Source organism: Achromobacter sp. 413638, assembly GCF_043119405.1.
Lineage (GTDB): Bacteria > Pseudomonadota > Gammaproteobacteria > Burkholderiales > Burkholderiaceae_B > Achromobacter.
On sequence record NZ_JBICCO010000097.1, the window covers coordinates 1 to 25,068 of the forward strand.

Annotated in this window: 27 protein-coding genes; 14 read left to right on the top strand and 13 right to left on the bottom strand. The window is 67.7% G+C overall.

Going from position 1 to position 25,068, the window contains the following annotated elements; genetic code table 11:
- Positions 1-265: 265 nt before the first annotated feature.
- From ACEU5R_RS27600 to ACEU5R_RS27615, 4 genes are all read left to right on the top strand, one after another.
- The gene (locus ACEU5R_RS27600; RefSeq protein ID WP_392412949.1) at positions 266-709 is read left to right on the top strand and encodes a MerR family transcriptional regulator; all 444 of its coding nucleotides are present in this window, start codon (positions 266-268) and stop codon (positions 707-709) included.
- The gene (locus ACEU5R_RS27605; protein ID WP_392412950.1) at positions 669-1,046 is read left to right on the top strand and encodes a carboxymuconolactone decarboxylase family protein; all 378 of its coding nucleotides are present in this window, start codon (positions 669-671) and stop codon (positions 1,044-1,046) included. Before ACEU5R_RS27600 ends, ACEU5R_RS27605 begins: the two co-directional genes overlap by 41 nt.
- The gene (locus ACEU5R_RS27610) at positions 1,043-1,876 is read left to right on the top strand and encodes a hypothetical protein (RefSeq protein ID WP_392412951.1); all 834 of its coding nucleotides are present in this window, start codon (positions 1,043-1,045) and stop codon (positions 1,874-1,876) included. Before ACEU5R_RS27605 ends, ACEU5R_RS27610 begins: the two co-directional genes overlap by 4 nt.
- Positions 1,877-1,983: 107 nt before the next feature.
- A complete protein-coding gene (locus tag ACEU5R_RS27615) occupies positions 1,984-2,931 on the top strand; it encodes a Dyp-type peroxidase (protein WP_392412972.1) in 948 nt (315 codons plus the stop codon).
- Between the two features lie 81 nt (positions 2,932-3,012).
- On the opposite strand, the gene ACEU5R_RS27620 is transcribed toward ACEU5R_RS27615, so the two are convergent.
- The 3 genes from ACEU5R_RS27620 to ACEU5R_RS27630 all read right to left on the bottom strand — a co-directional run bounded on the left by ACEU5R_RS27620 (position 3,013) and on the right by ACEU5R_RS27630 (position 5,880).
- A complete protein-coding gene (locus tag ACEU5R_RS27620; protein ID WP_392412952.1) occupies positions 3,013-3,375 on the bottom strand; it encodes an energy transducer TonB in 363 nt (120 codons plus the stop codon).
- Between the two features lie 188 nt (positions 3,376-3,563).
- Positions 3,564-3,776 carry a YbdD/YjiX family protein gene (locus ACEU5R_RS27625; RefSeq protein WP_103274196.1) on the bottom strand — a complete coding sequence of 71 codons (213 nt, stop codon included), beginning with the start codon at positions 3,774-3,776 and terminating at the stop codon, positions 3,564-3,566.
- A 16-nt stretch (positions 3,777-3,792) separates the two neighbouring features.
- Complete coding sequence (locus ACEU5R_RS27630; protein ID WP_392412954.1) at positions 3,793-5,880, bottom strand: carbon starvation CstA family protein; 2,088 nt, start codon at positions 5,878-5,880, stop codon at positions 3,793-3,795.
- 313 nt (positions 5,881-6,193) lie between these two features.
- Between ACEU5R_RS27630 and ACEU5R_RS27635 the strand changes: the two genes are divergently transcribed.
- The 3 genes from ACEU5R_RS27635 to folE all read left to right on the top strand — a co-directional run bounded on the left by ACEU5R_RS27635 (position 6,194) and on the right by folE (position 8,911).
- Entirely contained in the window at positions 6,194-7,615 is a 1,422-nt protein-coding gene (locus ACEU5R_RS27635) for a cache domain-containing protein (protein WP_392412955.1), read from the top strand.
- Positions 7,612-8,268, top strand: coding sequence for a response regulator transcription factor (locus ACEU5R_RS27640; RefSeq protein WP_103274193.1), 657 nt, complete (start codon positions 7,612-7,614; stop codon positions 8,266-8,268). Before ACEU5R_RS27635 ends, ACEU5R_RS27640 begins: the two co-directional genes overlap by 4 nt.
- Before the next feature lie 97 nt (positions 8,269-8,365).
- Entirely contained in the window at positions 8,366-8,911 is a 546-nt protein-coding gene (gene folE, locus ACEU5R_RS27645) for a GTP cyclohydrolase I FolE (RefSeq protein WP_103274192.1), read from the top strand.
- 74 nt (positions 8,912-8,985) lie between these two features.
- On the opposite strand, the gene ACEU5R_RS27650 is transcribed toward folE, so the two are convergent.
- From ACEU5R_RS27650 to ACEU5R_RS27680, 7 genes are all read right to left on the bottom strand, one after another.
- The gene (locus tag ACEU5R_RS27650) at positions 8,986-10,089 is read right to left on the bottom strand and encodes a mandelate racemase/muconate lactonizing enzyme family protein (protein WP_392412957.1); all 1,104 of its coding nucleotides are present in this window, start codon (positions 10,087-10,089) and stop codon (positions 8,986-8,988) included.
- A gap of 16 nt (positions 10,090-10,105) precedes the next feature.
- Positions 10,106-10,927 carry a transporter substrate-binding domain-containing protein gene (locus tag ACEU5R_RS27655; RefSeq protein ID WP_392412959.1) on the bottom strand — a complete coding sequence of 274 codons (822 nt, stop codon included), beginning with the start codon at positions 10,925-10,927 and terminating at the stop codon, positions 10,106-10,108.
- A 135-nt stretch (positions 10,928-11,062) separates the two neighbouring features.
- The gene (locus ACEU5R_RS27660; protein WP_103274190.1) at positions 11,063-11,794 is read right to left on the bottom strand and encodes an amino acid ABC transporter ATP-binding protein; all 732 of its coding nucleotides are present in this window, start codon (positions 11,792-11,794) and stop codon (positions 11,063-11,065) included.
- Complete coding sequence (locus tag ACEU5R_RS27665) at positions 11,778-12,434, bottom strand: amino acid ABC transporter permease (RefSeq protein ID WP_103274189.1); 657 nt, start codon at positions 12,432-12,434, stop codon at positions 11,778-11,780. The genes ACEU5R_RS27660 and ACEU5R_RS27665 overlap by 17 nt, the downstream gene beginning before the upstream one ends.
- Positions 12,435-12,444: 10 nt before the next feature.
- Positions 12,445-13,128 carry an amino acid ABC transporter permease gene (locus tag ACEU5R_RS27670; RefSeq protein ID WP_103274188.1) on the bottom strand — a complete coding sequence of 228 codons (684 nt, stop codon included), beginning with the start codon at positions 13,126-13,128 and terminating at the stop codon, positions 12,445-12,447.
- Positions 13,129-13,160: 32 nt separating this feature from the next.
- On the bottom strand, positions 13,161-14,393 hold the full coding sequence (locus ACEU5R_RS27675) for a UxaA family hydrolase (protein WP_392412960.1): 1,233 nt from the start codon (positions 14,391-14,393) through the stop codon (positions 13,161-13,163).
- Between the two features lie 194 nt (positions 14,394-14,587).
- A complete protein-coding gene (locus tag ACEU5R_RS27680) occupies positions 14,588-14,896 on the bottom strand; it encodes a UxaA family hydrolase (RefSeq protein ID WP_103274187.1) in 309 nt (102 codons plus the stop codon).
- Positions 14,897-15,147: 251 nt separating this feature from the next.
- On the opposite strand from ACEU5R_RS27680, the gene ACEU5R_RS27685 reads away from it, so the two are divergent.
- From ACEU5R_RS27685 to ACEU5R_RS27695, 3 genes are all read left to right on the top strand, one after another.
- The gene (locus tag ACEU5R_RS27685; RefSeq protein ID WP_392412962.1) at positions 15,148-15,921 is read left to right on the top strand and encodes an SDR family oxidoreductase; all 774 of its coding nucleotides are present in this window, start codon (positions 15,148-15,150) and stop codon (positions 15,919-15,921) included.
- A 93-nt stretch (positions 15,922-16,014) separates the two neighbouring features.
- Positions 16,015-16,863 carry a fumarylacetoacetate hydrolase family protein gene (locus ACEU5R_RS27690; RefSeq protein WP_392412963.1) on the top strand — a complete coding sequence of 283 codons (849 nt, stop codon included), beginning with the start codon at positions 16,015-16,017 and terminating at the stop codon, positions 16,861-16,863.
- 63 nt (positions 16,864-16,926) lie between these two features.
- Positions 16,927-17,781, top strand: coding sequence for an IclR family transcriptional regulator (locus ACEU5R_RS27695; RefSeq protein ID WP_103274184.1), 855 nt, complete (start codon positions 16,927-16,929; stop codon positions 17,779-17,781).
- 5 nt (positions 17,782-17,786) lie between these two features.
- On the opposite strand, the gene ACEU5R_RS27700 is transcribed toward ACEU5R_RS27695, so the two are convergent.
- From ACEU5R_RS27700 to ACEU5R_RS27710, 3 genes are all read right to left on the bottom strand, one after another.
- Positions 17,787-18,401: a suppressor of fused domain protein gene (locus tag ACEU5R_RS27700; RefSeq protein ID WP_103274183.1), complete on the bottom strand. Its 615-nt coding sequence runs from the start codon at positions 18,399-18,401 to the stop codon at positions 17,787-17,789.
- Positions 18,402-18,562: 161 nt separating this feature from the next.
- Complete coding sequence (locus ACEU5R_RS27705; protein WP_392412965.1) at positions 18,563-19,831, bottom strand: hypothetical protein; 1,269 nt, start codon at positions 19,829-19,831, stop codon at positions 18,563-18,565.
- Between the two features lie 20 nt (positions 19,832-19,851).
- Positions 19,852-20,307, bottom strand: coding sequence for a CesT family type III secretion system chaperone (locus ACEU5R_RS27710; protein WP_392412966.1), 456 nt, complete (start codon positions 20,305-20,307; stop codon positions 19,852-19,854).
- A 215-nt stretch (positions 20,308-20,522) separates the two neighbouring features.
- Here ACEU5R_RS27710 and tauA point away from each other — a divergent pair, with 215 nt between their 5' ends.
- The 4 genes from tauA to ACEU5R_RS27730 all read left to right on the top strand — a co-directional run bounded on the left by tauA (position 20,523) and on the right by ACEU5R_RS27730 (position 25,008).
- On the top strand, positions 20,523-21,551 hold the full coding sequence (tauA, locus tag ACEU5R_RS27715; RefSeq protein WP_392412967.1) for a taurine ABC transporter substrate-binding protein: 1,029 nt from the start codon (positions 20,523-20,525) through the stop codon (positions 21,549-21,551).
- Positions 21,552-21,616: 65 nt separating this feature from the next.
- The gene (locus ACEU5R_RS27720; protein ID WP_103274179.1) at positions 21,617-22,450 is read left to right on the top strand and encodes a taurine ABC transporter ATP-binding protein; all 834 of its coding nucleotides are present in this window, start codon (positions 21,617-21,619) and stop codon (positions 22,448-22,450) included.
- Positions 22,443-23,273, top strand: a complete 831-nt coding sequence (locus ACEU5R_RS27725; RefSeq protein WP_103274178.1) for an ABC transporter permease subunit — start codon at positions 22,443-22,445, stop codon at positions 23,271-23,273. Before ACEU5R_RS27720 ends, ACEU5R_RS27725 begins: the two co-directional genes overlap by 8 nt.
- A gap of 190 nt (positions 23,274-23,463) precedes the next feature.
- Positions 23,464-25,008: a PLP-dependent aminotransferase family protein gene (locus ACEU5R_RS27730; RefSeq protein ID WP_392412970.1), complete on the top strand. Its 1,545-nt coding sequence runs from the start codon at positions 23,464-23,466 to the stop codon at positions 25,006-25,008.
- The last annotated feature ends 60 nt before the right edge of the window (positions 25,009-25,068 follow it).

Sequence of the window (25,068 nt, forward strand, 5' to 3'; positions counted from 1 at the left end):
GGTGTGGGGGCGGGGCGGGCGGGGCCCCCCCCCCCCCCCCCCCCCCCCCCCCCCCCCCCCCACCGAGCCCCATCCCGAAACGCGCGGCCAGGCCCGCGCCGGCGCCTGATCTCTCCAGCGTGCCCACACCCCGCCGCGAGTGGGGCTTTTTGCCTCAGCGCCGCCGCTCCGCTTGCCGGCTGGCATCGCCCGCGCGATGGCCCGGGCCAAGAGATATCCATATAGTGGTTGACTTGGAGCACGCTCCAACTTCTAGGATCTCCACATGGAATCTCGACTCAGCATTGATGAAGTCGCACGGCGCACGGGTCTGACGGCCGACACCCTTCGCTACTACGAACGCATCGGACTGATAGCCCGTATCGGCCGTGCCGCCGGGGGACAAAGGCGCTATACAAGCTCGGACATGGCCTGGATCGAATTCCTGCTGCGTTTGCGCACGACGCACATGCCCATCGGCAAAATGCGGATGTTCGCGGCACTACGTGGCGTCGGGGACTCAACGGTGCCGGATCGGCGCCGGATGCTGGAAGCACACTTGGCGGACGTGCTTGCCGAAATTGACGCGATGCGCGGTTCGGCAACAGCGTTGCAAGCCAAGATCGAGCACTACCGCTCGCTGGAGCAATCCCTGGCGCCTGATTCCCTTTCCGATGAAGGACGCACAGATGAATCATCGCTACGAACGCGGGCTGGAAAAGCTCCGTGAAATCGACGGCAGAGCCGGAGAACGTGTCATTCAAAGCCTGGAGGACATCGCCCCCGACTTCGCCCGCTACCTGATCGAGTTTCCCTTCGGAGACGTGTACTCGCGTCCGGGCCTGGACCTGAAGAGCCGCGAAATCGCCGTGGTCGCCGCCTTGACCGCGCTGGGCAATGCCGCGCCGCAACTCAAGGTACACATCCAGGGAGCGCTGAACGTTGGCGTGACCCGCGACGAGGTGGTCGAGACCATCATGCAGATGGCCGTCTACGCGGGCTTTCCGGCGGCCCTGAACGGGCTGGCCGCCGCCAGCGAAGTCTTCGCGCAAGGAGACGGACAATGAAACGGACGATCAGCCGACTGGGCCTGGGGCTGGTCATTGCCGGCGCGACCATTCCCGCGCCAGCGACAACCGATACCCGCCTCCCAAACCGGGTTGCACCGCGACAACCGACCACCATGCTCCATGACGGATTGAACTCGCCCGTCGGTCTGGCCTACGACCGCGACGGAAATCTGTTCGTATCCAACTGGTCGGCCGGAACCGTGTTGCGGTTCACGCCCGACGGCCGGCGCAGCGTATTCGCCTCAGGCCTGGAGGGACCGTCCGGCCTCGCCATTTCTCCAGATGGCGACATCTACGTAGCGTCTTACAGCGCAGACCTGATATGGCGCTTCACGCTGGATGGCAAGCGCAGCGTGTTCGTGCGCGGCCTGGATACGCCCGCCGGCCTGTCGTTTGACACCAAGGGACGGTTGCTCATCGCGAACCGGCGAACCAACCAGATCCTTGCCGCGCATCTTGGCGACGGCAAGATCGACGTGGTAGCCGAAGGACTGCAAACGCCGGTAGGCGCGGCAGAGCTGTCCAACGGCGACCTGCTGGTAAGCAACATCTCCGGCGGCATTTCACTCGTGTCTGGCAACACCATATCCCGCACCATCAATACCGAATTGGCCAGCCCTGGACCAGGCATCGTGCCGGCAGGCGGGGATGCCGCCTATGTCGTCGACTATGGCGGCACGACCGTCAGCCGGATAGACAGCGATGGCCGGCGCACCGTGGTGGCGGACGGGCTGGCCAGTCCTGTCGGGCTGGCGCTCGCGCCTGATGGCAGCCTGACGGTGGCGACCTGGGGTGCGAACGCGGCATTCCGGATCGCATTGCCATAAATGCGCGGCGAAGCCGTCGCCTGCGTATTTCGGCAGGCCATGGCGCTGTCTTTTCCTCCAGTCGGCTATGCTGCCGTTGCGCGCGGCTCCGTGACATCGCCGCGCCCATCACTATCAAGGAAGACAGAGTGACCGCCACCACGCCCCAAGCCGTCGACGCCCGATTGACCCGTTCCGCCATCTTCCTGGTGGCCACCCTCAACCCCGGCCCGGACGCCGAGGCCGCCGCGCGCGGCCTGTGCGCCGATATCGCCGGCCTGACCCGCAGCGTGGGCGTGCGCGCCGCCGACGACACGCTGTCCTGTGTCATGGGCATCGGCTCGCAGGCCTGGGACCGCCTGTTTGGCGCGCCGCGCCCGAAGGAACTGCATCCGTTCCGTGAGATCAACGGCGTGCATCACGCCCCCGCCACGCCCGGCGACCTGCTGTTCCACCTGCGCGCCGAGCGCATGGACCTCTGTTTCGAGCTGTCCACGCTGATCATGGCGCGGCTGGACGGCGCGGTGACGGTGGCCGACACGGCCCAGGGCTTCAAGTATTTCGACGACCGCGACCTGCTCGGCTTCGTCGACGGCACGGAAAACCCGGTGGCCCAGGCCGCCCGCGACGCCACGCTGATCGGCGACGAGGACGAGGCGTTCAAGGGCGGCAGCTACGTCATCGTGCAGAAGTACCTGCACGACATGAAGAAATGGGACGAGATCCCGGTCGAGCAGCAGGAGAAAATCATCGGCCGCAAGAAGCTGTCCAACGTCGAGCTGGACGACGCGGCCAAGCCCAGTTACGCGCACAACGTGCTGACCGTGATCGAGAAGGATGGCGAGGAACAGCCCATCCTGCGCGACAACATGCCCTTCGGCGACGCCGGCAAGGGTGAATTCGGCACCTACTTCATCGGCTACGCGCGCTCGCCCTTGCGCATCGAGCGCATGCTCGACAACATGTTCCTGGGCAACCCGCCGGGCAATTACGACCGTCTGCTGGACGTCAGCCGCGCCGTGACCGGCTCGCTGTATTTCGTGCCGCCGGCGGATTTCCTGGAAGACGCCGAATAAGCCGACTCGCCGCGCCTGGAGCCTGGTCCGCTTCGGGCCTTGCTCCGCCGCGGCAAACCTGAGGGAAAGGCGGGCATTACCTCACTTCCCATCTGAGATGCGGCTGTCGTAGATGATGTCCATCCTCAGAGGAAAGTCGTGCTTCAACTGGCCACCCAGGGGCGGCAGCGGAAATGGATCACATTGCTGGATGCCCTTCCCGACAGCCTCGTCGAAATCAGCCACACCCGACGACTCCATCAGTTCAAGAGACTCGACACGCTGCCGCGCGTTGACCTGGAAACCGTAGCGCACCTTGACGATGGGTCCGTCCACGACGGGCATTCCATCCTTCAGCGTCACGCACTCACGCACGTGCGTCGCATATTCCGAGCCGGATCCCGCGATGGCGCAACCCAGCATCAGCGAGAGCGCCAGCGCGCTGGCGACCTTGTTCCATTTCATCAGACATCCTCGCACGCAAGCGCGCATCATGTTCCGGGAATTCCGAAACGACCGGCGATTGTGACACCGCAGTATTTGGCCTTCCTGACAAACGGCTGCCTCCAGGCGCGCCATCTCGTCATCAAAACGTCAAGGGCGGCCCCAAAGGGCCGCCCTATTCTTGAACCAGTCCGCGCCAGGCGCGGGAATCAGCAGCAGCCGATCCGCTTCTTGCCGCCGTAGCGGGCGTCCTGCCGTTCGCGGAAGAACGCCTCGTAGCTCATCGGCTCCTGATCCGGATGGGTGGCGCGCATGTGCTCCACATAGGTTTCGTAATCCGGCACGCCCACCATCAGCCGGAGCGTCTGCCCCAGGTAACGGCCGGCGGCGCCGGCGGCGGAAGTCATGTTGGAAAACAGCATGCGGCCTCCGTCAGGTTCAATCCGCGCCGGCCGCCGCGGCGCTGGGCAGCGGTTCGTACGGCGTTTCGCGCGAGGTCGGGCGGTTCTCGGCGCGGGCGCGCAGCGCGGCCCGGATGCCGAAGGTCACCGTGCTGATCACCACGAACATGAAGATCGCGCACAGGCCGGCGTTGATGTAGTCGTTCAGCACCACGCGCGACATCTGCTCCAGCGACTTGGCCGGGGCCAGCACCTTGCCTTCGGCGATGGCGGCGTTGTACTTGGCGGCGTGCGCCAGGAAGCTGACCTTGGGGTCGGCGGCGAAGATCTTCTGCCAGCCGGCGGTCAGGGTGCAAGCCAGCAGCCACAGCGTCGGCAGCACGGCGACCCAGGCGTAGCGCTCGCGCTTCATCTTGAACAGCACCACGGCGCCCAGCGTCAGCGCGATCGCGGCCAGCATCTGGTTGGCGATGCCGAACAGCGGCCACAGCGTGTTGATGCCACCCAGCGGATCGACCACGCCCTGGTACAGGAAGTAGCCCCAGGCCGCCACGCACAGGCCGGTGGCGATCAGGTTGGCCGGCAGCGACTCGGTGCGCTTGAGCGAGGGCGCGAAGGTGCCCAGCAGGTCCTGCAGCATGAAGCGGCCGGCGCGGGTGCCCGCGTCGACGGCGGTCAGGATGAACAGCGCTTCGAACAGGATGGCGAAGTGATACCAGAACGCCATCATGGACGGGCCGCCGATGGCCTGGTGCAGGATGTGCGCCATGCCCACGGCCAGCGTCGGCGCGCCGCCGGCGCGCGAGATGATGGTGCTCTCGCCCACGTCCTTGGCGGTCTGCACCAGGTCGGCCGGCGTGATCACGAAGCCCCAGCTGGAAACAACCTGGGCGACCTGGTCCGGCGTGGTGCCGATGACGGCGGCCGGGCTGTTCATGGCGTAGTAGATGCCCGGCTCGATCACGCAGGCGGCCACCAGCGCCATGATGGCGACGAAGGATTCCATCAGCATGCCGCCGTAACCGATGTAGCGGGCCTGGGTTTCGTTCTCGATCAGCTTGGGCGTGGTGCCCGAGGAGATCAACGCGTGGAAGCCCGACACCGCGCCGCAGGCGATGGTGATGAAGAGGAACGGGAACAGGTTGCCCGACCAGACCGGGCCGGAGCCGTCGACGAACTGGGTCAGCGCGGGCATCTTCAGCTCGGGCGCGACCACGACGATGCCGATGGCCAGGCCGACGATGGTGCCGATCTTCAGGAAGGTCGACAGGTAGTCGCGCGGGGCCAGCAGCAGCCACACGGGCAGCACCGAGGCGATGAAGCCGTAAATGATCAGGATCCAGGTCAGGCCCTTGCCGTCGAAGTCGAACAGCGGACCCAGCACGGGATGCGCGGCCACGTCCTGGCCGAACACGATCGCGGCCATCAGGCCGACAAAGCCGATGATGGACACTTCGCCGATCTTGCCCGGGCGGATGTAGCGCAGGTACACGCCCATGAAGAGCGCGATGGGAATGGTGGCGGCCACCGTGAAGGTGCCCCACGGCGAATGCGTCAGCGCCTTCACCACGATCAGCGCCAGCACGGCCAGGATGATCACCATGATCATGAAGGCGCCGAACAGCGCGATCACGCCCGGGATCTTGCCCAGCTCGGACTTGACCAGGTCACCCAGCGAGCGGCCGTCGCGGCGCGTCGAGATGAACAGGATGGTGAAGTCCTGCACGGCGCCGGCGAACACCACGCCGGCCAGGATCCACAGCATGCCGGGCAGGTAGCCCATCTGCGCGGCCAGCACGGGACCGACCAGCGGGCCGGCGCCGGCGATGGCGGCGAAGTGGTGGCCGAACAGCACGTGCTTGTTGGTGGGCACGTAGTCCAGGCCGTCGTTGTGCTTCCAGGCCGGCGTCATGCGCGTCGGATCCAGCTGGAAGACCTTCTTGGCGATGAAGCGGCTGTAGTAACGGTACGCGATCAGATAGACGCATACGGCGGCGATCACCACCCATAGCGCATTGATGGTTTCCCCTCTGGCCAACGCCACGGTGCCCAGCGCGAACGCGCCCAGTACCGCGACAGCCAGCCAGACCAGGTGTTCACCCAGTCCCTTGCTGCTGGTTTGCATAAGTGCTCCTCTAGCCTCCCGCCATGCTTTTGGCGTGAAACGCTTTTTTCGTCTCGCGGAAGGCAGACTCGTTGTTGTGGGTGGGCTTACGCACGCGTTCGCCCGGCGCCAATGTCGGCGCGGGCGTTAGTATTTCGGTTTGCCCAGGCGCCAACAAGCGCGGAACTACGCAATGCCGCTACGTAGTACTACGCAATGCGCCGCAGCATAAAATGCCGTAATTCCTGCAATTTCCGACCTAAACCCCGCAATCGTCGCCCGATCCGGGAATGACGCAACGCAACATTCCACGCTCCGCCCGCTTACCGTTCCCATGAAACTGCGCCTGAAGATCCTGCTGCTGGCCGCCGTCCCCCTGCTGGCGGCGATGGCCGCCATCACGGTCGCCGTCTACCTGCAGGGGCTCAAGCTGGCACAGATGGAAAAGCAGGTGGTGGAAACCGCCTGGCTCGGCAGCAAGGAAAGCGAGCTGCGCCATTACGTCAGCCTGGCCTACAGCGCGGTCGCGCCGCTGCAGGAGGCCGGCGACGACCCGGCCACGCGCCAGCGCGCGCTGGACCTGCTGGCGCAGATGGAATTCGGCCGCGACGGCTATTTCTTCGTCTACGACCTGCAGGGCAAGAACCTGATGCACCCGCGCCAGCCCGACCTGGTCGGCCGCGAGCTCTGGGACCTGCGCGACACCCAGGACCAGCCGGTGATCCAGAACCTGCTGGCGGCCGCCCGGCGCGGCGGCCAGCAGGGCGAGGCCGTGCACTATCTATGGGAACGGCCGTCCACCCACCAGAACGAGGAAAAGCTCGGCTATGTGGTGGTGCTGGAGCGCTGGGGCTGGATGCTGGGCACCGGCATCTACCTGGACGACGTCAACCAGGCCCTGCAGCGCATCGACGCGGCGGCGCAGGCCAACATCCGCGACATGTTCGCCTGGGTGGCCGGCATCGCCGCCGTCTGCATCCTGGGCGTGGCCGCCTGCGGGCTGGCGCTGAACATCAGCGATCACCGCCAGTCCGACGCCAAGCTGCGCCTGATGGCGCGGCAGTTGGTGCGGACCCAGGAAGACGAGCGCGCGCGCCTGTCGCGCGAGCTGCACGACGGCATCAGCCAGGTGCTGGTGTCGATCAAGCTGTCGCTGGAGGCGGCGCGCGAGCGGTTGCGCCAGGCGCTGGGCGCCGAGCCGCGCGCGCTGGCCCATATCGACGCCCCGCTGGGCGGCGCGCTGGACCGGCTGAACAATGCCGTGGGCGAGGTGCGCCGCATCTCGCACAACCTGCGCCCCACCCTGCTCGACGACCTGGGCCTGCCCGCCGCGCTGGAACACCTGGGCCGCGAATTCTCGCAACCCAGCCAGCACGGCGTAACGCCGCTGGCGGTGCGGCTGCACACCGACGGCCACCCGGTGAAGCTGCCCGACGCCTACGCCACCGCGCTGTTCCGCGTCACCCAGGAAGCGCTGACCAATGTGCTGCGCCACGCCGGCGCCACCCGCGCCGAGATGGTGCTGACCTACGGCGCGCGCGACCTGACCCTGAGCATCGCCGACGACGGCCACGGCTTCGACCATGCCGAAGTGCAGCAGGATCCGCGCCGAGGCATCGGCCTGCGCAACATGCGCGAGCGCATGGCGGCCCTGTCCGGCACCCTGGTGCTGCACTCCGGCGCCCAGGGCACCCTGTTGAAAGCCTGGCTGCCGCTGCCGGCCGGCGCCACCTCCTCCCCGACCCACGACGCATGACCCGCCATAACGAAACCACCCGCCTGCTGCTGATCGACGACCACCCCCTGGTGCGGGACGGGTTGCGCCTGCGCCTGGAAACCGTGCCCGGCCTGGCCGTTATCGGCGAGGCCGGCAACGCCGCCGCCGCGCTCGCCTTCCTGCGCGGCTGCCTGGCCGAGGAGCCGGACGGCGGCACCCTGCCGCACCTGGCGCTGATGGACCTGAACATGCCGGGCGTGGGCGGACTGGAGCTGGCCGCGCAGCTGCACGAACGCTATCCGCAGATCGCGGTGCTGGTGCTGTCCATGCACGACAACCCGGAATACATGCTGCAGGCGGTGCGCGCGGGCGCGCGCGGCTACCTGCTCAAGGACGAGCCGGCGCAGGAAATCATCACCGCCATCGACGCCGTCATGGCCGGCCGCAGCTATTTCAGCGCCGCCGTCGCCGTGCGGCTGTCGCAGGCCAGCGCCCCCGCCACCCTGCTGACCCAGCGCGAGCGCGACGTGCTGCGCCACATCGCCGAGGGCCATGCCAACAAGCAGATCGCGCAGGCGCTGAACCTGTCGGTGCGCACGGTGGAAACCCACCGGCTGAACATCAAGCGCAAGCTCGGCATCGACGGCCAGGCCGAGCTGATCAAGTACGCGGTCGAGAACCGGGTGCTTTGAGAACAATCGGCCCCGACGCCCGCTCGCGCTGGGGTAGACTTGCGGGCAGACAACACGATCCGGCCGCCAGGCCAGCCCAGCATTGCCAGGAGTTCCCATGTCCATGGAAAAGCACTACACCGCCATCCTCCAAGAATTGGGGGAAGACCCCGCGCGCGAGGGACTGGCCGACACGCCGGCGCGCGCCGCCAAGGCCATGCGCCACCTGTGCCGGGGCTACGGGCAGAACCTGGACGAGATCGTCAACGGCGCGCTGTTCACCTCCAACACGCGCGAGATCGTGCTGGTCAAGAACATCGAGCTGTACTCGCTCTGTGAACACCACATGCTGCCCTTCATCGGCAAGGCGCACGTCGCCTACCTGCCCAACGGCAAGGTGCTAGGCCTGTCCAAGGTCGCCCGCATCGTCGAAATGTACGCGCGCCGCCTGCAGATCCAGGAAAACCTCAGCCGCCAGATCGCCGAGGCCGTGCAGCAGGTGACCAACGCCGCCGGCGTGGCCGTGGTGCTGGAAGCCCAGCATATGTGCATGATGATGCGCGGCGTGGAAAAACAGAACTCCTCCATGGTCACGTCCGTGATGCTGGGCGAATTCCACGACAACCCTTCCACCCGCGCCGAGTTCCTGAGCCTGATCCGTTAAGGGTTCCGGCTGTCGGATGCCGGGCCGCCCGGGCCCGGCCCTCGGTCCGGCTCCAGGCGGGCTGGCCCGCGCAATCAGCCGTGGCGGCTGCGGTGCCGCGCCAGCCGCTCGATCCCCGCCCAATCCCAGTCTATGCCCAGGCCCGGCGCCTGCGACGGCACGCCGTGGCCGTCCTCGATGCGCATGCCCGATTGCGTGATCAGGTCCAGCTGCGGGATGTATTCCAGCCAGCGGCTGTTGGGCACCGCGCAGCACAGCGCCACGTGGATCTCCATCAGGAAGTGCGGGCAGACCGGCACGTTGTAGGCCTCGGCCATGTGCGCCACCTTCAGCCACGGCGTGATGCCGCCGATGCGGCCCACGTCCACCTGCACCACCGAGCAGGCGTCGCTCTGCAGGTAGTCCTTGAATTGCGACAGGCTGTACAGCGACTCGCCCACGGCGATCGGCACCGCGGTCGAGGCCGACAGCCGCCGGTGCGCGTGCACGTCGTCGGCATGGATCGGCTCTTCCAGCCAGGCAATGTCCAGCGGCTCGAAGGCGCGCGCGCGGCGGATCGCCTCGGGCACCGAAAAGCCCTGGTTGGCGTCCACCATGATGTCCCAGTCGTCGCCCACGGCCTCGCGCACGGCGGCGATGCGCGCCACGTCCTCGGCCACATGGGGCCGCCCGACCTTGAGCTTGGCGCCATGAAAACCGTCCGCCCGGGCCTGCAGCGCGCCCTCGACCAGCGCCTCGGTCGGCAGGTGCAGCCAGCCGCCCTCGGTGGTGTAGAGCGGGATGCGGTCCTTGGCGCCGCCGGCCAACCGGTGCAACGGCAGGCCGGCGCGGCGCGCGCGCAGGTCCCACAGCGCCGTGTCGATGGCGGCCAGCGCGATCGAGGTCAGCGCGCCCACCGTGGTGGCGTGCACCCGGTACATCAGCTCGCGCCACAACCCCTCCACATCGCCGGCCTCGCGGCCCGGCAGCATCGGCGCCAGGTGCTCGTCCAGCAGGCGCGCCACGGCCGAGCCGCCGGTGCCGATGGTGTAGCTGTAGCCCACCCCGACCGCGCCATCGCTGTCGGTGATGCGCACGATGGGCGTTTCCTGCCGCTCGAAGCTCTGCACCGCGTCGGTGCGCACGACCTTGGGCAACAGGTCGACCAGGAAGATCTCCACGGATGCGATGCGTGCCATGGTCGCCTCCGGCCGCTCAGCGGCTGGCCCCCTGCACCTCGGGCGGCAGGTTCACGCCATGGAATTCCTTGTAGACGGCGTTGAGCTTGCCGTTCTGCAGGTTGTCGCGCACCCAGCCGTCCAGCCTGGCCTTCAGGGCCGGCTCGTTCTTGCGCAGGCCGATGCCCAGCATGTTCAGCCGCATGACGAACTTGGACTCCATCTGCTTGGCCGGCGCCTTGTCGTTGATGGTGCGCAGCAGCGCCGGCGCCGTGGCGAAGATGTCGGCCTGGCCGCTGACCACGGCGGTGATCGAGGTGGCGTCGTCATCGAAGCGGATGATCTGCGCGTCCTTCGGCGCGATCTTGGTCAGCTCGGCGTCGTTGGTGGTGCCGCGCGTGGCTATCACCTTCTTGTTGGCGAGGTCGGCGGCGCTGGTCAGCGTCATGGACCTGGGCGCGCCCACCACCGCCAGGATGGCGGCATAGGGCACCGAGAAGTCCACCACCTTCTGGCGCTCCGGCGTGATCGACATGCTGGAGATCACGATGTCGGCCTTGTTCGTCTGCAGGAAGGGCACGCGGTTGGCGCCGGTGGTCGGCACGATCTCCAGCTCCACGCCCAGATCCTGCGCCAGCAGCCGCGCGGTCTCGACGTCCGAGCCGGTGGACTTGAGCGCGGCGTCCTTCATGCCGTAGGGCGGCACGCCCAGGTCGATGGCCACGCGCAGCTTCTTGGCGGCCAGGATGTCCTGCAACTGATCGGCGCTGGCGGCGGCGGCCAGGCCCAGGGACAGCGCGGCGGCGAGCGCGGCGCCGGCCAGGCGGACGGCGGACTTGCGGGTGTGGCGGTGTTGCATGGTGGTCTCCTGTTTATCGATCTGGGCATGCCGCGATAAGGGCATGCGGCGCATGCGCTTGCCTGTGCTGCCGGGCGCGGTCCGGCAAGCGCCGCGCCCGTCCTGCTGATTCCGTCCTGCCGGCGCGCGTGCGCGCTACAGCCCGCTGCCCAGGAACTGGCGCAGCTCCGGCGTGGCGGGCGCGGCCAGCATGGCCGGCGCGCCCTCTTCCCAGACCTGCCCCTGGTGCATGAAGATGACCTTGTCGGCCACTTCCCGCGCGAAAGCCATCTCGTGCGTGACCAGGATCATGGTCATGCCCTCGGCGGCCAGCCGGCCGATCACCTTCAGCACCTCGCCGGTCAGTTCCGGGTCCAGCGCCGAGGTCACTTCGTCGAACAGCATGACCTTGGGCCGCATCGCCAGCGAGCGGGCGATGGCCACGCGCTGCTGCTGGCCGCCGGACAGCTGTTCGGGATAGTGTTCGGCCTTGTCGGCCAGGCCGACATGCTCCAGCGCCTCCATCGCCAGTTCGCGCGCGGCCTCGGCCTTGATGCCCTTGACCGAGCGCGGCGCCAGCGTCACGTTCTGCAGCACCGTCATGTGCGGGAACAGGTTGTAGCTCTGGAACACGATGCCCACGTCGCGCCGCAGCGCGCGCAGGTCCAGGCCGGCGGCGTCGTGCAGCGCGTGGCCGCAGACGTGGATCGCGCCTTCGTCGGCGGTTTCCAGCCGGTCCATGCAGCGCAGCGCCGTGCTCTTGCCCGAGCCGCTCTTGCCGATCAGGGCCACCACCTCGCCCGCGTCCACGGAAAAGCTGATGCCGCGCAGCACATGGGTGCTGCCGAAGCGCTTGTGGACCTGCTTGAGTTCAACCACGGGATGCATTGAGTTTCCTCTCCAGGTAGCGGCTCCAGCGCGACAGCGGATAGCACATGGCGAAATACAGGATCGCGGCGCAGCCAAAGTAGATGAAGGGCTGGAAGGTCGAGTTGTTGAGGATCTTGGCGTTGTAGGCCAGCTCGGAATACCCGATCACCAGCGAGGCGATCGAGGTGTTCTTGATGATCTGCACCAGGAAGCCCACCGTGGGCGGCGTGGCGATGCGCAGCGCCTGCGGCAGGATCACCTTGCCCATGCGCTGCAGGCGCGACAGCCCCAGGCATTCGGCCGCCTCCCACTGGTTCCTGGGCACGGCCTGGATGCAGCCGCGCCAGATCTCGCCCAGGAAGGCGCTGGAATAGATCGTCATGGCCAGCGCCGCGGCCGCCAGCGCCGACAGCTCGCCCAGGCCGAACAGGCTGGGGCCGAAGAAGCACAGGCCCATCAGCACCAGCAGCGGCGTGCCCTGGATCAGCTGGATGTAGCCCGCCGCCAGCAGGCGCGGCGCGCGGCGCGGCGCCACCCGCGCCAGCGCCAGCAGCAGCCCGACCGCGCCGCCGCCCAGGAAGGTCCAGAACGACAGCTTGACCGTGCCCCAGGCGCCGGCCAGCAGATACCAGGCGTGTTCCGCGGGAATGAAGGTCATGGCGCGCCTCCTACAGCGGCGTGCCGAGCTTGCGCCGGCGCGGGAAGATGAAGCGGGCCAGCAGCCAGAAGCCGGCGCGCATCAGCAGGGACAGGGCCAGGTACAGGCCCCACAGCACCACGAAGACCTCGAAGTTGCGGTAGGTGTCCGACTGGATGCGGTTGGCCACGGCCAGCAGTTCCTCGGCGCCCACCGCCGACATGATGCTGGAGGCCAGCATCAGCAGCACGAACTGGCTGGTCAGCGACGGATACACGCGTTCCACCGCCGGCCGCAGCACCACGTGCCAGAACACCTGGCGCGGCGACAGCGCCAGGCATTCGCCGGCCTCCAGCTGGCCCTTGTGGATGGACTCGATGCCGGCGCGCATGATCTCGCAGGTATAGGCGCCGATATTGATCACCAGCGCCAGCACCGCGCCCGCCATGATGGGCAGCGTCACCCCGGCGCTGGACAGGCCGAAGATCAGGAAATAGCTCTGCACCAGCAGCGGCGTGTTGCGGATCGCCTCGACATAGGCGCCCGCCAGCCGGCGCAGCCAGGCCCGCCGGCTCAGGCGCGCCAGCGCGCACAGCGTGCCCAGCACGAAGCCCAGCACCGTGGCGCAGAACGACAGCTTGATGGTGACCCACGCGCCGTCCAGCAGCAGCGGCCATTGCTCCAGCACCGCCGCGAAATCGAACTGATAATTCACGGTCCCTCCCCGGATCGCGGCACGAGACCCGCTCAGGCCGCGCGCGCGGCCGGCATGCAGGCCGGGCCGATCGGCTCGAAGGACTTGTAGGTCAGGATGAACTCGCGGTGTCCCAGCCCTTCGGACTTGCTGGGCGCGCCCAGCGCCACGTCGCGGACCTGGCCGTAGATCTCCTCGGCGACTTCCTGCAGCGTGCCGCGCCCTTCGATGATGCGGCCCGCGTCCACGTCCATGTCCTCGCCCAGCTTGCGGTAGGTTTCCGGGTTGGCGCAGACCTTGATGACCGGCGACACGGCCGAGCCCACCACCGAGCCGCGCCCGGTGGTGAACAGGATCACGTGCGAGCCGCAGGCGATCAGCTCGACGATCTCGGCGTTGTCGCTGATGTTGGGAAAGCCGAAGCGCGGCTCGCCGTCGGGCACCACGTCCAGCAGGTACAGGCCGCCGAAGGGCGGCACGTCGCCCGGCTTGATGATGCCGGCTATGGGCGAGGCGCCGCTCTTGGCATAGGCCCCCAGCGATTTTTCCTCGATGGTCGACAGGCCGCCGTCGGCGTTGCCGGGCGCGAAGCTGCCATGCCCCATGATGCTGTAGTAGCGCGCGGCCTTGTTGACGCAGGCCACGATCTCCTCGCCCAGCTCGGGCGTGGCGGCGCGGCGCTTCATGTGAAACTCGCAGCCCACCAGCTCGCCGGTTTCCTCGAAGATACAGGTGGCGTCGTCCTCGATCAGCATGTCGAAGGCGCGGCCCACGGCCGGGTTGGCGCTGATGCCGCTGGTGCCGTCCGAGCCGCCGCAGATGGTGCCCACCACCAGTTCGCTCAGCGCCATCGGCACGCGCGTCTGGCGCGCCAGCGCGGCCGCCGTCTCGCGCACCCAGGCCACGCCTTCGGCGATGGTGCTGCGCGTGCCGCCGCGTTGCTGGATGGTCAGCGTGGCCACCGGCCGCCCGGAGTCGGCGATGGCCTGCTCCAGCTTGCGCTTGTTCATGCTCTCGCAACCCAGCGACACCAGCAGCGCAGCGCCCACGTTGGGATGCGTGGCGATGGCCGTCATCATGCGCTCGGCGTAGCTGTTCGGAAAACAGCCCGGAAAGCCGACCAGATGCACCTGCACGTCGCCTTCCAGATGGCGGAAATCCAGCGTGATCTCGCGCGCCACGTGATGCGCGCACTCGACCAGATAGGCCACCACGATGACATTGCGTATGCCCTTGCGGCCGTCGGCGCGCGGATAGCCGCTCAGGGCCGGGGCGGTGGTTTTCATGGGGTGCATCTCAGTTCTCCAAAATGGCTGACGCATTTCACACAACACAACAGGCGCCCCTCCCATCGGGATGCCACGGAGCCGGCTTTGCCGGGCGGTCGGCGTTCCCCTGGGGGAAAGCGCGCAGGGCTTCGGGGGGGCCACCCCACGGAGCCGCCTTTGTCGGGCCGCAGGCATGCCCCCTTGGGAGAGGTCTACCTATCGTTGAACGTATGGCCCTCTTCCAGCGTGTAGGTCGGCGTGTAGTCGCTGTCGAGGTTGTGCGTATGAATGTGGTCCCCGGCCGCGACGGGCTGGGTCAGGCTGCCGATGACGGCGCCGTACTTCAGGATCTTCTCGCCCTTGGGCATGGCATGGCGCGCCAGCTTGTGGCCCAGGCCAAGCGGCGCGCGGACCGTGGCGTCGCCCTGCTCCAGCATCACCTCGGCGCCCGCCGCCAGCGGGCTGCACACGATCAAACAGTTGTCTTCGGGGGAGATCAGCAGCAGACGCGGATCGATCATGGCTTGTCTCTCGGTGGTTTTATGTGATTTCGTTTCGTGTATGAAATCAATTTTCAAACTTGAGGTCAACCAGGGAAATCACCATTTCCGCCATTAATCGCCTGGAATTCGGGTAAACACTGCCATGATGTCCAGGATGCATTCCTCACGGCCTGCCATTTTTCCCGTATATTTGTTTTATTGATGAAATTATATTTTCAATCAACAGACGAGCACTCTTCACGGGCCGCCCATACAGGAGCAGAGACAGCATGACGCAACGTTTGCAGAACAAGCGGGCGCTGGTGACAGCCGCCGGCAACGGCATCGGCCTGGCCAGCGCCCTGGCCATGGCGCGCGAAGGCGCCGAGGTCTGGGCCACCGACATCAACCAGGACGCGCTCGCCCAGCTGGCGCGGCAGGCACAGGCCGAAGGCCTGGCCAGGCTGCGCACGCGCGTGCTGAATGTGCTGGACACGCAGGCGGTGCAAGCCTGCGCCCAGGAGATTGGCGCGCTGGACGCGCTGTTCAACTGCGCCGGCCACGTCCACGCCGGCAACATCCTCGAATGCCCGGAATCCGATTGGGACTTCGCCATGGACCTGAACGCCAAGTCCATGCACCGCACGATCCGCGCTTTCCTGCCGGCCATGCTCGAACGCGGCGGCGGCTCCATCATCAACATGTCCTCGGCCGCTTCCAGCGTCAAGGGCGTGCCCAACCGCTACGCCTACGGCGCGTCCAAGGCCGCCGTGATCGGCCTGACCAAGGCGGTGGCCGCCGACTTCGTGGCGCGCGGCATCCGCTGCAACGCCATCTGCCCGGGCACCATCGAATCGCCCTCGCTGCGCGACCGCATCGCCACGCAGGCGCGCCAGGCCGGCACCGACGACGCGACCGTGCGCGCCGCCTTCGTGGCCCGCCAGCCCATCGGCCGCGTCGGCCGCGCCGAGGAAGTCGCGGCGCTGGCGGTCTACCTGGCCAGCGACGAATCCGCCTTCACCACCGGCACCATCCAGGTCATCGACGGCGGCTGGTCCAACTGACGCCGCCGCGTTCCCGCACCAGACTTCCCGCACCATTTTTCTACCCTATCCTTCCGTGATCCCCCATCCTCCCTTCCCTATTCAGGAGCCCGCATGAAACTCGTCCGCTACGGCCAGCCCGGCCAGGAAAAACCCGGCCTCATCGACGCCCAGGGCGCGCTGCGCGACCTGTCCGGCGTGGTCGCCGACATCGGCGGCGCCGCGCTGGCGCCTGAATCGCTGGCCCGCATCGCCGCGCTGGATGCGTCCACGCTGCCACGCGTGGACGGCCAGCCGCGCCACGGCTGCCCGGTGGCCGGCGTCGGCAAGATCGTCTGCGTGGGCCTGAACTACGCCGACCACGCCGCCGAGTCCGGCCTGCCGGTGCCGGCCGAGCCGGTGCTGTTCCTCAAGCCCAGCTCGTCCATCACAGGCCCCGACGACGACGTCATCATTCCGCGCGGCTCGGTCAAGACCGACTGGGAAGTCGAGCTGGGCGTCGTGATCGGCAAGAAGGCGTCCTACGTCGAGGAAAGCGAGGCGCTGGAATACGTGGCCGGCTACGTGGTGGTGAACGACGTGTCCGAGCGCGAATACCAGATCGAGCGCGGCGGCCAGTGGGACAAGGGCAAGGGCTGCGACAGCTTCGCGCCCATCGGCCCCTGGCTGGTGACGCGCGACGAGATCGCCGACCCGCAGAACCTGGGCATGTGGCTGGAGGTCAACGGCAAGCGCTTCCAGGACGGCAGCACCCGCACCATGGTGTTCGGCGTGAAGCAACTGGTCAGCTACATCAGCCAGTTCATGTCGCTGCTGCCCGGCGACGTCATCAGCACCGGCACGCCGCCCGGCGTGGGCCTGGGTCAGAAGCCGCCGCTTTACCTGAAGGCCGGCGATGTCATGCGCCTGGGCATCGAGGGCCTGGGCGTGCAGTCGCAGAAAACCCGCGCCTGGTCGCGCTGAGCGGCCGGATCGCCGCGAGGCGATCGCCTATACTCGCCTCGCGCCCAGAACCCCCAGCACGCCATGCCCGCCAAGAAACAGACCGCGCCCGCCCTGCCCGATTCCTCGTCCGTCGCCGCGCCCGCCGAGGCCGACGGCGGACAGCGCTACGCGGCGCCCGCGCTGGAAAAAGGGCTGGACATCCTGGAAGCGCTGGCCGCCAGCTCGGCCGGCTACACGCTGGCCGAGCTGGCGCATCGGATCGACCGCAGCGTCAGCGAGATCTTCCGCATGGCCGTGACGCTGCAGCGCCGGGGCTACGTGCAGGTCGACGAGAACGACCGCTACACCCTCACGCTCAAGATGTTCGAGCTGGCGCACCGCCAGCAGCCGCTGAAATCGCTGGTCAGCGTGGCGCTGCCGCTGCTGCGCGAGCTGGCCAGCCGTGCGCGCCAGTCCTGCCACCTGGCGGTGTACCAGGGCGGCCGCGTGGTCGTCATCGCCCAGGTCGAAAGCCCCGAGCGCTGGTCCTTCGGCCTGAAGGTGGGCGTGAGCATGGGCCTGACCGACACGTCCTCGGGCCACGTGCTGCTGGCCTTCCGCGACGAGGTCGAGCGCACCCGCATGCTGGCCGCCCACATCAAGGTCGAGGGCGAGCTGGAATCCGACCCCGGCGAACTGTTCGCCATCCTGGCCGAGGTGCGCCAGCGCGGCTGCGCCTCCATGCCCAGCCGCCAGATCCGCGGCATCACCAACGTGGCGTACCCCGTGATGGGCGCGGCCGACCATGTGATCGCGGCCATCAACGTGCCGCACATCGAGCGCATCGACCAGAAGGTCAGCCCCGACATCGCCCAGGTCGGACAGATCGTCGGCAACGTGGCCAAGCGGCTGTCGGCGCTGATGGGGTACAGCGGGTATCTGCCCGAGGACGGTTGAGCGGCCTATTCCGGCCGCGCGGGATCGATGATGGAATGCGCCATGCCCTCGACATGCGCGTCGAACGCATCGATCCCCTGATCCAGGATGAGCGCGGCCTCCTTCTGGCTGATGGGCACCACCCATTGCAACTCGACCGTCTCGCTCCCGACCGCGATGCGCTCCAGCGCCTCGCTTTCACCGCGCAACTCATCGATGAGGATGGCCTTCGCGGTCCATTTCTCCGGCGCGAGCGGACTGGCCCCCATCACGCGCGGCGGTTCGGCGCCGTCCGTGTTCTCGATGCTGTGGGCGATCAGGTCGCACAGATATGCGCACACCCGGTCCACGCTTTCCCCGCCCAGGCCTTCTTCCAGCGCCATCATCCATTCGGCGTGAACCGCTCCGCTCCCGTGGCGAAGGCGGGATAACCCCACGGTCGCGAAGCGGGCGGGCTGGCCGCTGGCGGCCGGCGGGAAAAAGTAGATTTCAATGCGCGCCCGGCCCTGTCGCCCCGTCATCACGATCCGGTACTCCGGCATCGACCATGCTTGCAGGTAGCGGCCCAGCACGAGCGTGCGCCTCAGATCCAGGGACAGGGCTTCTTCCTGCGCGGACTCGATATGGCGCTGCGCTTCCATCGTTGATCACCTTCCGGTATTGCGAACCTGGGCCAGGCCACGCGTCTGCTGGCTCCCGCCGCGCACGCCGCCATGGTTCGAGGGCGGCCAGCGCATCGGGAGGACGCGGGAATTCTACCGGCTGATGCCTGGTCCCGGCGCCGCCACGGGGTGCCGGATGCTCAATTCTTCTTTTTGTCGACTGGAGATTGCGACCCCTGCGCGACAGTGACGGGCACCGGTGGATTGGGTGAATTTTGAGCCGATCGGCTTCGCACTGTCGGCACGACTGGCGTACTGTCTGGCGGCTCCGTCACGTTCATCGATGGGTTTCCGGAGTCAGGCACCGTTTCCATTTCCAGCCCCGTTTCTTCGTCGCCTCGGCCCGGTGCGTGAACCGCGAGCTGTTCCGCGGCGCCGCTTCCGTGCCACGGCTCGGCTACTTTGCTCGCGCCCGCCAGCGCGGACGAAATGGCGGTAAACACCAGGATGCCCTGGGTATAGCCAAACTTGCTGACCAGGACAATCGCCACCGGCGTCTGCATCAGGTCCATCAGCGCGCCATCCTTGAATGCCGCAAAATACTCCACCAGGGCCTTTTCCGCCGACCGCGCCTCAACCCGCGCCCCTGGCTCAGCCCTGAATTTCGGATCGCATCTGTAGCTGACCAGCGTCCACAGGGCATCTGCCAGACCCGCCGTGGCGCCGCCCATCGCATGCCGGAAAGTGGGTTCCAGCACCGCCCCGAAAGCGAGTCGCGCATCCTTGATTCCCAGCAACACGCCGGCCCGAAGCATGGATTTCAGGGCTTGTCCGCCCGCGTCCAGTCCCACACTTTTCGCGAATGCCTTGCCGGTCAGCGCGGAAGTTTCCCGTTCTGGAGCCTTGGCCATGCCGTCCAGATACAGGAACTTGGCGAGCTGCGTCAAGCCAATCTGCACAACGGTCCCCGTTACCGCCCCGACCATGCCGGCAGCGCGGTCCCGCGCCTCATCGTTTTCCGAATAGTCGGCCGAGCCTCCCCCCACGGCGTACAGCCAGGCAATCGCGGTCCCCATGAATGCGGCCGCTGCCGTACCGCCTCCCACCCCGGCCGCGACCAGGACGCGCATCCCCTTGCCCGCCTGCCCCCAATCGCCAAGCCAGTCCTTCTCATTGATTCGGTCGTAGGCCATCTTGCCCGCGTTCCACCCGCACACTCCGCCCGCCAGGCCGGACACCACCAAGGCCGCGAGCGGCAGGGCGCCGGCGTTCAGATCGGCGCCGGACTTCGAGGGCGGCGAGGCTTTCAACAGCGCGCTCGTCGCGTCCTGCACCGCGCCCGATACCGCGCCATAGATCGCACCTGTGACAGCAAGCGTCAGCGTCGAAGCGACGGCAGGCTTGATCGTCTCGTACCACGCCGCTTTAGGGGCGGAGGTCTGGCCACCCGCGTTGATTCCATCCATCATGATTCGCTCCCGTCCGGCTCTCAGGCCCTGTCGCGCAGGACCGCCGCTTCGGGCAATCCCATGCGCCAGGGATTGTTGAAATCGAGACTGCCATCGCGCCAGGCCAGCGCGCAGGCGGCCAGCATCCCCAGATTGGCCGCCAGCCGTCCGGCGGACAGCCCTTTCATGTCCAGATGGCTGAGCAGCACGACTCGCCCCGTGTCGGGCGTCAAGGAAAACACGCAGGCCGACGAGCCGTTGTACATGAGCAGATTGGCCTCGAGCAGCCGCCGGCACGTCTCGTCGCCTTCTTCCGGCGCCGCCTCGCCGAAATCGCAATAGATCAGCATTTCCCGCCGCTGCCCCTGCTCCCTGGATTTCACAGTAAAGGCGACGCCGTCGAACAGCAGGTTGCCGGTCGAGATGATCTGGTCGCGATCCGCGGCCTGCACGTAATCACAAAAGCCCGCCAACAGGCTCCTGAGCGTTGCATTCATGGAATCAGTCCTTGCCAAGGATGTCTCGTGGTCTGTTTTGTGACTTTCACGCCGTCGTCGGTTCCATCCAGGCGTAGCCGCGCCTCACCGTGGCACCTATTGATCCCCCCATCTGGCCCTAGCGTTCCATCCCCAACCGGGCAAACTGGCATCACACCGCAGCGACGCGGAGCAGCCGGACGCGCCGGGACGCGGTCTCACCCACGGAGATCACCATGAACGCGAGTTTGCGCATCATCCGCCGCTGCCTGCCCGCCGGCCTGGCCGCGCTGTTGCTGGCGGCGTCCGCCCAGGCCCAGACCAAGCTGGTGGTCGGCTACCAGCTGATCGTCGGCCCCTTCCTGACCGCCATCGCCGACGGCAGCATGGATGCCGCCCTGAAAGATGCCGGCTACCAGGTCGACTGGCGCCAGTTCACGTCCGGCGGCGACATTTCCACCGCGCTGGCCTCGGGCAAGGTGCCGGTGGGCGTGCTGGGCTCGACCGGCATCACCGCCGCCGCCACGCGCGGCGTGGACCTGCAGCTGTTCTGGGTGCTGGACAACATCGGCAAGTCCGAGGCGCTGGTGGCGCGCAACGGCTCGGGCATCGCAAGCACCGCCGACCTGAAGGGCAAGCGCGTCGCCACGCCGTTCGTGTCGACCTCGCACTTCCACCTGCTGGTCGGGCTGGAACAGGTATGGAAGATTCCGCCGCGCGACGTGCGCATCCTGAACATGCAGCCGCCGCAGATCGTCGCGGCCTGGGCGCGCGGCGACATCGACGCGGCCTATGTCTGGCCGCCGGCGTTGACCGAGATCGCCAAGAGCGGCAAGATCATCGCCGACTCCGAGCAGATCGGCAAAGCCAGCGTGCCCACCTTCGACGGCCTGGTGGCCGACCGCGCCTGGGCCGAGAAAAACCCCAAGTTCATGGCCGCCTTCACCGGCGTGATGGCCAAGTCCTATGCCGCCTACCGCGCCAACCCGGCGGCCTGGACGGCCGACTCGCCGCAGGTCAGGCACATCGTCAAGCTGATCGGCGGCAAGCCCGAGGACGTGGCCGAGGCGCTGGGCCTGCTGGTGTTCCCGACCGCCGCCGAACAGGCCTCGGGCGCCTGGCTGGGCGGCGGCAAGGAAGCCGGCGCGACGCGCGCCTTCAATGCCAGCGCGCAGTTCCTGAAGGAACAGAAGCAGATCGACAAGGCGCTGGGGGACTACAGCCCCTACGTGACGGACCAGTACGCCAAGACGGCGGCAAAATAGGCAGGCGGCCTGGCCGGGATCCGGCCCTGTCCGGATCCCGCCGTCATCAAGCAAGGGGAACAGGCATGCCCATGCAGTCACCCGAGGCGCGCGTGCTGTGCGCCGATCGAGTCAGCGTCACCTATCCCGGCCTGCACGACAGCGGCCCGGTGGTCGCGCTGCAGAACGTCAACCTGACCATCCAGCCCGGCGAGTTCGTGGTGGCGCTGGGAGCATCCGGCTGCGGCAAGACCACGCTGCTCAGCCTGCTGGCGGGCTTTCTATCGCCCACGGAAGGCCGCATCACGTTGGCCGGCCGGCCCATCGAAGGCCCCGGCGCCGATCGCGGCGTGGTGTTCCAGAAGCACGCGCTGCTGCCCTGGCTGAACGTGCTGGAAAACACCGAGTTCGGCCTGATGCTGCAGGGCGTGGACAAGCAGACCCGGCGCGCCCGCGCCCGCCGCAACCTGGAGCTGGTCGGGCTGCAGGACTTTCACCGCCACATGATCTACCAGCTCTCCGGCGGCATGCAGCAGCGCGTGGGCATCGCCCGCGCGCTGACCTGCGATCCCGCCATGCTGCTGATGGACGAGCCCATGGCGGCGCTGGACGCGCTCACCCGCGAGACCATCCAGGAATTGCTGCTGGACATCTGGCGCGAGACCGGAAAGATGTTCTTCTTCATCACGCACAGCGTGGAAGAGGCGCTGTTCCTGAGTTCGCGGCTGATCGTCATGTCGCCGCGTCCCGGACGCATCACCCACACCTTCACGCCGGACTTCAACCGGCGCTTCCTGGAGACCCGCGATGGACGTGGCATCAAATCCAGTCCGGACTTCATCGCCATGCGCGAACAAGTCCTCGGCATCATCTACGGCGACGAGCGCGCCGGCGCCGATGAGCACGCCGTCCATGCCTGACACGACGCGGCCGCGCCGCCGGCCGCCCTCGCCCGGCAAGGTCTACGGCGCGCCGGGCGCGGGCTACAGCGGCCACATCAGCCTGCTGACCAGCGTCGCGCTGCTGGGCCTGTGGTTCCTGGTGACCGAGGCCGGCTGGGTCAAGCCGCTGTTCCTGCCCTCGCCGCTGGCGGTGTACGGCAAGTTCGTGTCCGCAATGACCGACGGCGTGGCCAACTCGACGCTGGCCGAGCACGCGCTGGCCAGCCTGTCGCGCGTGTTCGGCGCGTTCTTCCTGGCCTGCCTGACCGCCATCCCGGCCGGCATCCTGATGGGCGTGAACCGCTGGGCGCGCGGCGTGCTGGATCCGCCGATCGAGTTCTACCGCCCCTTGCCGCCGCTGGCCTACCTGCCGCTGGTCATCATCTGGTTCGGCATCGGCGAGTTCCCGAAGATCTTCCTGATCTACCTGGCCATCTTCGCGCCCATGGCCATCGCCGCGCGCGCCGGCGTGCGCTCTGTGTCGATCGAGCAGATCCACGCCGCCTACGCCATGGGCGGCTCGCGCGCGCAGATCGTGCGGCACGTGATCCTGAAGGCCGCCTTGCCCGAGATCTTCACCGGCATGCGCATCGGCATCGGCGTGGGCTGGACCACGCTGGTGGCGGCCGAGATGGTGGCGGCCGACCGGGGACTGGGCTTCATGGTGCTGAACGCCGCGCAGTTCCTGGCCAGCGACACCGTCATCATGGGCATCATCGTGATCGGCGCCTTCGCCTTTGCCTTCGACCTGCTGGTGCGCTACCTGGAACGGCTGGCGATACCCTGGAAGGGCCGGATCTGACGCTGCATACGCAGTTGCGTCCGGCGTTGCGTCTGAACCCGCGATACCGCGACCGGCAGGGCAATCCCCCATTCCTTGCCGCCGCCCGCTCCTCTATGCTGGAGAACGGAACCGGCCGCCCGTCACGGCGCGCCGGCACCGGACGCCCCGCCGCTGGCGGCCGCGCCCGCCGCCCTCAGAAGGAGCCGCCATGTCCAGCCAGGCCGCGATGCTCAAGCCTGTGTTGTGGGAACGTCTGTTCGAACGCGAAAGCGCCCCCAATCTCAGCCTGCAGGGCCGCGTGCGCCAGATGCTGGTCTCGGCCATCCTCAGCGGCCACCTGCCGCCCGGCGCGCCGGTGCCGTCCAGCCGCCACCTGGCCGATCACCTGCGCATCGCGCGCAACACGGTGGTGTTCGCGTACCAGCAGCTGGTCAGCGAGGGCTATCTGGTGTCGCGCGAGCGCAGCGGCCATTTCGTCAGCGACACGGTCATGCAGGGGCACCTGCAGAACCCCGCGCCGGGCCATGGCGCGCCCGCCGCAACAACGGCGGCCGATGACTCGCGGCGCCCCGCGCGCTGGGACGAGCGGCTGCGTTTCCGCCCCTCGTTGCAACGCAATATCGTCAAGCCGCGCGACTGGCAGAAGCAGCCCTACCCCTTCGTCTACGGCCAGTTCGACCAGGATCTTTTCCCCACCGCCGAATGGCGCGAGTGCTGTATCAAGGCGCTGTCGGTGCTGGACATCCGCAGCTGGGCGCCGGACCTCATCACCCACGACGACCCCGCGCTGATCGAGCAGATCCGCACCCAGGTGCTGCCGCGCCGGGGCGTCTGGGCGGATGCGTCCGAGATCGTCATCACCGTGGGCGCGCAGCACGCGCTCTACCTGCTGGCCGACCTGCTGGTCAACGACGACACCGTGGTCGGCATGGAAGACCCCGGCTATCCCGACGCGCGCAACATCTTCGCCAGCCACACCCGTCACCTGCTGCCGCTGCCGGTCGATGCACAAGGCCTGATCACCGGTACCCAGCTGCTGGGCTGCGACTACCTGTTCGTCACGCCCGGCCATCAGTGCCCCACGTCCGTCACGCTATCGCCTGAACGCCGCGACAGCCTGCTGGCCCTGGCCAGCCAGGCCGACAGCATGATCATCGAGGACGATTTCGAGAGCGAGAGCCGCTGGGGCGCCGAGCCGGTGCCGGCGCTCAAGAGCCTGGACCGCGAAGGCCGCGTCATCTACGTGGGCAGCCTGGCCAAGTCCTTCGCGCCGGGCCTGCGCATCGGCTACATCGTCGCCCCGCCCGAGCTGGCGGTCGAGCTGCGCGCGCTGCGCCGGCTGATGCTGCGCCATCCATCCGCCTACATCCAGCGCGCCTTCTCGCTGTTCATCTCGCTGGGCCACCACCATTCGCTGCTGCGGCGCCAGTCGCAGGAGTACCAGAAGCGCGGCGCCGAGCTGGCGCACGCGCTGGCGCGCCACCTGCCGGACTTCCGCGCCGCGCCCATCACCGGGTCCTCGTTCTGCTGGCTGGAGGGTCCGCCCTGGCTGGACGCCGCCGAGCTGGCCGAGGCCGCGCTGGCCGACGGCGTGGTGATCGAGCCGGGCAATGTGTTCTTCATGGACGGCGCCAGCGCGCCGCGCAACTTCCTGCGGGTGGGCTTCACCTCGATCCGGCTGGAGCAGATCGATCCGGGCATCGCCCGGCTGGCGGAAGTGGTGCGCCGCTACCGCTTGCGGGCGGCGGCCTGAGGGGGGGGGGGGGGGGGGGGGGGCCGGCCCCCCCCCCAAAAATACACCACAAAATAAAAA

Excerpts from the sequence above, each read along its gene's own strand:
- ACEU5R_RS27625 (WP_103274196.1), bottom strand. The coding sequence starts at position 3,776 with ATGCTGTTTTCCAACATGACTTCCGCCGCCGGCGCCGCCGGCCGTTAC.
- ACEU5R_RS27675 (WP_392412960.1), bottom strand. The coding sequence starts at position 14,393 with ATGAAAACCACCGCCCCGGCCCTGAGCGGCTATCCGCGCGCCGACGGC.
- ACEU5R_RS27710 (WP_392412966.1), bottom strand. The coding sequence starts at position 20,307 with ATGAATGCAACGCTCAGGAGCCTGTTGGCGGGCTTTTGTGATTACGTG.
- ACEU5R_RS27720 (WP_103274179.1), top strand. The coding sequence starts at position 21,617 with ATGCCCATGCAGTCACCCGAGGCGCGCGTGCTGTGCGCCGATCGAGTC.
- ACEU5R_RS27725 (WP_103274178.1), top strand. The coding sequence starts at position 22,443 with ATGCCTGACACGACGCGGCCGCGCCGCCGGCCGCCCTCGCCCGGCAAG.
- ACEU5R_RS27635 (WP_392412955.1), top strand. The coding sequence starts at position 6,194 with ATGAAACTGCGCCTGAAGATCCTGCTGCTGGCCGCCGTCCCCCTGCTG.
- ACEU5R_RS27700 (WP_103274183.1), bottom strand. The coding sequence starts at position 18,401 with ATGGAAGCGCAGCGCCATATCGAGTCCGCGCAGGAAGAAGCCCTGTCC.
- ACEU5R_RS27730 (WP_392412970.1), top strand. The coding sequence starts at position 23,464 with ATGTCCAGCCAGGCCGCGATGCTCAAGCCTGTGTTGTGGGAACGTCTG.
- ACEU5R_RS27665 (WP_103274189.1), bottom strand. The coding sequence starts at position 12,434 with ATGACCTTCATTCCCGCGGAACACGCCTGGTATCTGCTGGCCGGCGCC.
- ACEU5R_RS27630 (WP_392412954.1), bottom strand. The coding sequence starts at position 5,880 with ATGCAAACCAGCAGCAAGGGACTGGGTGAACACCTGGTCTGGCTGGCT.
- ACEU5R_RS27685 (WP_392412962.1), top strand. The coding sequence starts at position 15,148 with ATGACGCAACGTTTGCAGAACAAGCGGGCGCTGGTGACAGCCGCCGGC.
- ACEU5R_RS27640 (WP_103274193.1), top strand. The coding sequence starts at position 7,612 with ATGACCCGCCATAACGAAACCACCCGCCTGCTGCTGATCGACGACCAC.
- ACEU5R_RS27655 (WP_392412959.1), bottom strand. The coding sequence starts at position 10,927 with ATGCAACACCGCCACACCCGCAAGTCCGCCGTCCGCCTGGCCGGCGCC.
- ACEU5R_RS27680 (WP_103274187.1), bottom strand. The coding sequence starts at position 14,896 with ATGATCGATCCGCGTCTGCTGCTGATCTCCCCCGAAGACAACTGTTTG.
- ACEU5R_RS27605 (WP_392412950.1), top strand. The coding sequence starts at position 669 with ATGAATCATCGCTACGAACGCGGGCTGGAAAAGCTCCGTGAAATCGAC.
- ACEU5R_RS27705 (WP_392412965.1), bottom strand. The coding sequence starts at position 19,831 with ATGATGGATGGAATCAACGCGGGTGGCCAGACCTCCGCCCCTAAAGCG.
- tauA (WP_392412967.1), top strand. The coding sequence starts at position 20,523 with ATGAACGCGAGTTTGCGCATCATCCGCCGCTGCCTGCCCGCCGGCCTG.
- ACEU5R_RS27695 (WP_103274184.1), top strand. The coding sequence starts at position 16,927 with ATGCCCGCCAAGAAACAGACCGCGCCCGCCCTGCCCGATTCCTCGTCC.
- ACEU5R_RS27690 (WP_392412963.1), top strand. The coding sequence starts at position 16,015 with ATGAAACTCGTCCGCTACGGCCAGCCCGGCCAGGAAAAACCCGGCCTC.
- ACEU5R_RS27650 (WP_392412957.1), bottom strand. The coding sequence starts at position 10,089 with ATGGCACGCATCGCATCCGTGGAGATCTTCCTGGTCGACCTGTTGCCC.
- ACEU5R_RS27600 (WP_392412949.1), top strand. The coding sequence starts at position 266 with ATGGAATCTCGACTCAGCATTGATGAAGTCGCACGGCGCACGGGTCTG.
- folE (WP_103274192.1), top strand. The coding sequence starts at position 8,366 with ATGTCCATGGAAAAGCACTACACCGCCATCCTCCAAGAATTGGGGGAA.
- ACEU5R_RS27660 (WP_103274190.1), bottom strand. The coding sequence starts at position 11,794 with ATGCATCCCGTGGTTGAACTCAAGCAGGTCCACAAGCGCTTCGGCAGC.
- ACEU5R_RS27620 (WP_392412952.1), bottom strand. The coding sequence starts at position 3,375 with ATGAAATGGAACAAGGTCGCCAGCGCGCTGGCGCTCTCGCTGATGCTG.
- ACEU5R_RS27610 (WP_392412951.1), top strand. The coding sequence starts at position 1,043 with ATGAAACGGACGATCAGCCGACTGGGCCTGGGGCTGGTCATTGCCGGC.